Source organism: Succinivibrio sp., from assembly GCF_045124615.1.
GTDB classification, from domain to species: Bacteria; Pseudomonadota; Gammaproteobacteria; order Enterobacterales; family Succinivibrionaceae; genus Succinivibrio; species Succinivibrio faecicola.
Window position 1 is genome coordinate 1 of sequence record NZ_JBGVMC010000218.1, and the last position, 5,925, is coordinate 5,925.

Here is a 5,925-nt window from a genome sequence, read left to right on the forward strand (position 1 = left end):
AGTAATAAAAATTTATAAACCTTCCTTAAATTCTCGAGCGTTTCTTTTCAAACATAAAGTTTAGAAAAGAGCAGTTTAATATTATAAATTACAAAAAATGAAAGTAGTTATATCAAAATGACGTTATGTTAAACGAAAATCTGAAAGTGAAAATATAAAAATCTGAAATTGAAAATAATCAGACAATATCAATATATCTTTACTATATATAAATATTTGTTAAATGTTAACATATTGAAATAAAACATAAATATTTGAATATATGTAATTGTAAATTAGCTTAGATATAAATATATTTATATACATTTTAAAATGTATTTTATAAAAATGTAATTTATGAAAGTGTGGTTTTAAAAATGTAATTATTGAAATGAAATTTAATTACAAAATTTATGCATAGCCAGAGAGATATGAAAATAGATTGAGGTTTGTATAAGGGTGTTTAAAAAAAACAGTGTAAAGCAAAATAATATAAAACATTACAAACGTAATATTGATATTATTTATAATAAGTTTGTTTGAAATTCTTTAAACTAATATAGTTTGTTTTTCTTTTTATTACTTATTCTTTCTTTTTAGTATTATTTATTTTGTTTTTATTTATGTCTTCTAAATCGATCAGATTTGGCCTCTACTCTATTTTTATGACTCACTATTCATCGCTGTTGTGTATATGCCTTTTTTAGCGTTTTTTGTGTTATTGTGTTGTTATAGAAATTTCTTATATATATCTATTGATAAATAGTATTAGTTAATTTTTATAGATTTTGTATCATGTACACATTGTTTTGCTTCTATATATGTATTGAAATCAGGAGATTATTATGAAGCTACTAAAGTATTTATCTAAGGTTTTTCTTGTTAGTTCTTTATCTTTAGCTGTTGTTTCCTGTGGTGACGATAAAAAGAGCTCATCTGTTGATGAAAACGGCATTCCATCTGTTATTAAGGTTGGTGTTGTTCCAGGCCCTTACAGAGGAATGATTGATAAACATATTCGTCCTATTATTGAAGCTAAGGGCTACAAGATTGAGTTTGTTGAATTTACAGATTATGTTCAGCCAGATGCAGCTTTAGATGCAGGTGACATTGATGTTAACCTCATGCAGCATCAGCGTTATCTCGATTCAATTGTTCAAAATCAGGGATTAAAGTTAACATCTGTTATTAATGTTCCAACTTTAGGTCTTGGCGTTTTCTCTGATAAGTACAAGTCATTTGATGAACTACCTGAAAATTCAAAGATTGGTATTCCTACAGATGCTGTTAACTTATCACGAGCTTTAGGTATTGCTAAGAAACTTGGCATTATTACCTTAAAGGATGAGAAGTCAGAGCAGAAGGCATCTATTGCTGATATTGATGAAAACAAGAAGAATTATGTTTTTGTTCCAATGGAGGCAGCTCAGATTTCAAGATCACTTGATAGTATTGCAGCAGGCTTTATTCCTGGCAACTATGCTTATGCATCAAATCTTGATTACTCAAAGGCATTAGGTGTTGAAGATGTGTCAGAGCCTATCAAGAATGTTGTTGCTGTTGCAAAGAAAAACGAAAATACTATTGGCAAGCTATTCAAGGATGCAGTAACCTCTGATGAGTTTGTTAAGGGTATTGAGAATGATAAGAACTTTGATGCCTTTACACGACCACAGTGGTGGCCAGCTACTAAGTAAGAAATTTTAATTACAATAACTAAAATAATCAGTCTAGGAAAAATAAAATGATTAGATTTGAAGATGTAAGTGTCAAGTTTACTCGTGATGATAAAACCTTCACAGCAGTAGACAAGGTATCACTTGAGGTAAAAAAAGGTGAGTTCTTCGGAATTGTAGGCTCATCAGGTGCCGGTAAATCAACTCTTGTAAGAACTGTAAACTTACTGCAAAGACCAACTTCAGGTAAGGTTTTTGTAAACGGCGAGGATATTACATCTCTTGATGGAGCTGCTTTATCTAACCTGCGTTTAAAGATTGGTATGATCTTCCAGCATTTCAATCTTGTTAAGAATGCAACTGTTTATGATAATGTAGCTTTTGCTTTAAAAGCTTCATCAACTCCTAAAAATCAGATCCCATCAAGAGTTTTAGAATTACTCAAATTAGTTGGTTTATCTGATAAGGCAAAACTTTATCCATCATCTTTATCTGGTGGTCAGAAACAGCGTGTGGCCATCGCAAGAGCATTAGCTAACAATCCTGAGATTCTTTTGTGCGATGAGGCAACATCTGCATTAGATCCTGATAATACAAAAGAAGTTGTTCAGACTTTAAAGAATATTAAGAATTCATATCCTATTACCATTCTGTTTATTACTCATCAGATGGAAGTTGCAAAGAGTCTTTTTGACAAGATTGCCGTGATGGATCAGGGTAAGCTTGTTGAGGTTGGTTCAAGCTATGATATCTTTGCCCGTCCAGAGAGTAATGCTGCAAAGAATCTTATTAATAAGAGCTTTGATGGAGTAGTTCCACAAGAAGTTTTAGATCATGAACATTCTCTGTTTCTAATTACCTTTAAGGAAGAAAACGCTTATGAAGCTGTTATTTCTGAAGTTTCAAGACGTTTTACAAATACCGATCTGAGCATCATTGCAGGAAATATTGAATATATTCAGCAAAAGCCTTTAGGCCGTCTTCTGATTTCCTTAAGAGGCAATGATAAAGCACAAATCGATTCAGTACTTTCCTTCTTAAAGGAAAAGGCTTATGTTCACGAGTTTTCAGGAGTGGTTGCAAATGTTTAATGAGATCTTAGATTCTACTCTGACTATTTTAAAAAATGAGCTTTGGAAAGCTATTTATGAAACTGCAATTATGCTAGGTATTTCCTTTGTTCTGTCACTTATTTTTGGTTCTATTTTTGGTTTCCTTTTATATCTGACATCAAACAAGGCTTTCTTCCAGAAACCAGTTTTAAACAAGGCTGTTGCAGGAATAATCAACTTTATCAGATCAATTCCATTTATTATCCTTGTTGTGTTTACACTGCCATTAACCTTCTATATAGTAGGTACAAAAATCGGTCCTGTTGCAGCATCAGTACCACTGTCAATTACAGCAACCGTATTTTTAGCAAGATTAATCGAAATCTCCTTAAAGGAAGTTGATCCAGGTGTTATTGAAGCTGCACTGTCAACAGGTGCAAGAAACTCTCTTATCATAAGAAAGGTTCTATTAGTGGAGGCAGCTCCTGGTATTGTAAGAGGTATTACAGTTACATTCATCAGCCTTATCGGTTTCTCTGCAATGGCCGGAATGGTCGGAGGCGGTGGTATTGGTAACCTTGCAGTTCAGTATGGTTACTACAGATATGAAACCGGTATTATGATCTTCACAATTATTGTTCTGGTCTTTATTGTTCAGACAGCGCAGTACATAGGCGATCTTGTAGCGAAGAAACTATCTCATTAAGATTTGATAAATTCAAGGAGAGGAAACTCTCCTTTTGTCATTTGAGGCAATTATGGCGGATTTAAAACAATTATTTGAAGGAAGAATTAAAGGTAGAGTTGTTTACGGCTCAGATATCGATAAAAAGTATCTGACAGACTTTGTTGGTTCTCATGTAGGCTTTGCTGATGCCTACGTTCTTGTATCAGATGAAGAAGATGTAAAGACTGTCCTTGAAATAGCCTATACCAATAAAATTCCCGTAGTTGTACGAGGTGCAGGAACTAATCTGTCTGGCTGTACTATTCCTGAAGGTGGCATTGTTCTTGATGTAAGCTCTATGAACCGCATTTTAGAGCTGGATGAAGAGAATCTAACAGTAACTGTAGAGCCAGGTGTTATCTTAAGAGATTTAATCGAATTTGTTGAAAAGCGCGGTTATCTTTATGCTCCTGATCCAGCTGAAAAAGGCGCTTCTATTGGTGGTAATGTTTCAACAAATGCCGGTGGTATGAGAGCAGTTAAGTACGGCGTAACAAGAAATTATGTACTTGCACTTGATTTGTATAAAATCGATGGAACAAAGGTGCATTTAGGTGCTTCAACATATAAGTTTTCAGCAGGCTTAAATCTTCAACAGCTGATTGTTGGTTCTGAAGGTACTTTAGGTGTAATTACAAAGATTGTTCTAAAGCTTCTGCCAATGCCAGAATATACACTCAATACCGTAATAGCTTTTGATTCATTAAAGACCGGTATCAACAACGTAAATGTTATTTTCAAGGCTCATTTAGATCCAACCGCTATAGAATTTGTTGAGAAAAAGGTAATAGCATACGGCGAGCAGTTTCTGAATAAACAGTTCCCATGTCAGAGTGCAAAATCTTACCTAATCGTAACTTTAGATGGTGATAAATCATCTGTTTTAGATCGCTATCAGCGACTAAAGAGTGTTGTTTTATCAAATGGTGCAATCGAGGTTATCAGCCTTGAGGATGAATCTGTTGCAAAAGATGTCTGGGAAATCAGAGGTGCTATTGCAAGAGCTGTAAATGCCTCAGGTCCTTGGGAGCCTATTGATATTGTAGTTCCTTTAAAAGCAATTACAGATTTTGTTGAATATGTTAATTATCTGACTGAAAACGGATCTCCTAGAATTGTAGCTTTTGGTCATGCAGGCGATGGTAATGTTCATCTTTGTGTTCTTAAAGATTCAATTGATGATAAACTGTGGCCTGATATTCTTAAAAACACCATGGAAAAGCTTTATAAAAAAGCATATCAGTTAGGTGGTGTAGCCTCAGGTGAACATGGTATCGGAAAGGACAAAAGGGCGTTCTTTTTACAAAATACAAATGAAGAATACAGAGCATTGATGACTGGTATTAAAAAGTCATTTGATGAATACAATCTTCTAAATCCGCATAATGGTTATGCAAATTAAAAAAGTGGAAAAAATATGATTCAATTAAGCGAGAGAACCAAATATTTTACTGATTCAGTCATCAGAAGAATGACTAGAGTGTGTAATCAGTATGGTGCATTAAATCTGTCTCAGGGCTTTCCTGATAATGATCCTCCTATAGAGCTCATGAACAGTCTTTCTCATGTAGCCCATACTGGTCCTCATCAGTATGCAATCACATTTGGAAATCCAAAAACTCTTGAAGCTTTATCAGCAAAAATCGAGCATTTTTCAGGAATTCACTTTGATCCTGCAAGTGAACTTTGTATTACCTGTGGTGGTACAGAGGCTATGATGTGTGCTGTAATGGCAACAATCAACCCAGGTCAGAAGATAGCAATTTTCTCACCATTTTATGAAAACTATGGTGCTGATGCTGTTTTATGTGGTGCAACTCCAATTTATGTTCCTTTACATGTACCTGATTTCTCATTTGATCCTGTTGAGCTTGAGAATGCATTCAAGGAAGGTGCTAAAGCATTAATTCTTTGTAATCCGTCAAATCCTTCTGGTAAGGTTTTCACAAGAGAAGAGCTTTTAGAAATTGCAAGAATTGTTGAAAAATACGATGCATTTGTAATTACTGATGAAGTATATGAGCATATTATCTTTACTCCACATCAGCATACATATTTAGCAACTCTTCCTGGTATGAAAGAGCGTACCATCATGTGTAACTCTCTTTCTAAGACATATTCAATCACTGGCTGGCGTTTAGGTTATGTGGCAGCTCCTTCTTATGTTATGGATAGAGTAAGAAAGGTTCATGATTTCTTAACTGTTGGTGCAGCAGCTCCTCTTCAGGAGGCTGTAATTGCAGGTCTTACCCTGCCAGATTCTTATTATGAAGGTGTACGTGATCTGTTCACTCACAGAAAAGAGCTTTTCTGTAATGGTCTTAAGGAAATTGGCCTTAAGTTCTATGAGCCTCAGGGTACATACTTTGTAATGGTTGATATAAGTGAATTTGGTTATGATGATGACTATGAGTTCTGTCTTGACCTTGCAAGGGATGTAAAGGTTGGAGCAGTACCAGGATCATCATTCTTCAAAGAGAAGGTTAACTCA

General features: G+C 34.5%; 5 protein-coding genes. All 5 read left to right on the forward strand.

Annotation, left to right across the window (positions count from 1 at the left end; all coding sequences use genetic code 11):
* Nucleotides 1-824 precede the first annotated feature (824 nt).
* Entirely contained in the window at nucleotides 825-1,676 is an 852-nt protein-coding gene (locus ACJML3_RS05765) for a MetQ/NlpA family ABC transporter substrate-binding protein (RefSeq protein WP_406021418.1), read from the forward strand.
* A 47-nt stretch (nucleotides 1,677-1,723) separates the two neighbouring features.
* Nucleotides 1,724-2,746, forward strand: a complete 1,023-nt coding sequence (locus ACJML3_RS05770) for a methionine ABC transporter ATP-binding protein (protein ID WP_406021420.1) — start codon at nucleotides 1,724-1,726, stop codon at nucleotides 2,744-2,746.
* A gap of 19 nt (nucleotides 2,747-2,765) precedes the next feature.
* Nucleotides 2,766-3,413, forward strand: coding sequence for a methionine ABC transporter permease (locus ACJML3_RS05775; protein WP_406021426.1), 648 nt, complete (start codon nucleotides 2,766-2,768; stop codon nucleotides 3,411-3,413).
* Nucleotides 3,414-3,465: 52 nt separating this feature from the next.
* Nucleotides 3,466-4,836 carry an FAD-binding oxidoreductase gene (locus ACJML3_RS05780; protein ID WP_406021422.1) on the forward strand — a complete coding sequence of 457 codons (1,371 nt, stop codon included), beginning with the start codon at nucleotides 3,466-3,468 and terminating at the stop codon, nucleotides 4,834-4,836.
* 15 nt (nucleotides 4,837-4,851) lie between these two features.
* Nucleotides 4,852-5,925, forward strand: a 1,074-nt coding sequence (locus tag ACJML3_RS05785; protein WP_406021424.1) for a pyridoxal phosphate-dependent aminotransferase, incomplete at its 3' end; no start/stop codon positions are given.